A 1,085-nucleotide genomic window follows, 5' to 3' on the forward strand; every position below is an offset into this window, starting at 1 on the left:
CTCAGCAGTATTGTCTAAGACTTATGGTGGTGAAGCACGTAACTTCGCTCAAATCGATAACGCTCCAGAAGAGCGTGAGCGCGGTATTACCATTAATACTTCGCACATCGAATATGACACACCAACACGTCACTACGCACACGTAGATTGTCCAGGTCACGCCGATTATGTTAAAAACATGATCACTGGTGCTGCACAGATGGACGGCGCAATTTTAGTAGTAGCAGCGACAGATGGCCCAATGCCACAGACTCGTGAGCACATCCTACTTTCACGTCAGGTTGGTGTACCTTTCATCATCGTATTCATGAACAAATGTGACATGGTAGATGACGAAGAGTTACTAGAATTAGTAGAAATGGAAGTTCGTGAACTTCTATCTGAATACGACTTCCCAGGTGATGACTTACCAGTAATCCAAGGTTCTGCATTAAAAGCGTTAGAAGGCGATGCAGCATGGGAAGCTAAAGTAATCGAACTTGCAGAAGCACTAGACAGCTACATTCCAGAGCCAGAGCGTGACATCGATAAGCCATTCCTACTACCAATCGAAGACGTATTCTCGATTTCAGGTCGTGGTACAGTGGTAACAGGTCGTGTTGAACGTGGTATTATCCGTGTATCAGACGAAGTAGAAATCGTTGGTATCAACGATACAACTAAGACAACCTGTACTGGTGTAGAAATGTTCCGTAAGCTGCTTGACGAAGGTCGTGCAGGTGAGAACTGTGGTGTGTTATTACGTGGTACTAAGCGTGATGACGTAGAACGTGGTCAAGTACTAGCTAAGCCTGGTTCAATCACGCCTCACACAACATTCGAATCAGAAGTGTACGTGTTATCAAAAGAAGAAGGCGGACGTCACACTCCATTCTTCAAAGGTTACCGTCCACAGTTCTACTTCCGTACAACAGACGTAACAGGCACAATTGAGTTACCAGAAGGCGTAGAAATGGTTATGCCTGGTGATAACATCAAGATGGTTGTTACTTTGATTTACCCAATCGCGATGGACGACGGTTTACGTTTCGCTATCCGTGAAGGTGGTCGTACAGTTGGTGCTGGTGTTGTAGCTAAAATCATCG

At 45.2% G+C, this 1,085-nt stretch carries 1 protein-coding gene; it reads left to right on the forward strand.

All coding sequences use genetic code 11. The features are described from left to right. Nucleotides 1–1,085 (forward strand): elongation factor Tu (gene tuf, locus IEY42_RS22140; protein WP_188927323.1); only part of this gene is annotated, 1,085 nt, incomplete at both ends.

The sequence above is a fragment of the Shewanella algicola genome, assembly GCF_014648035.1.
GTDB classification, from domain to species: Bacteria; Pseudomonadota; Gammaproteobacteria; order Enterobacterales; family Shewanellaceae; genus Shewanella; species Shewanella algicola.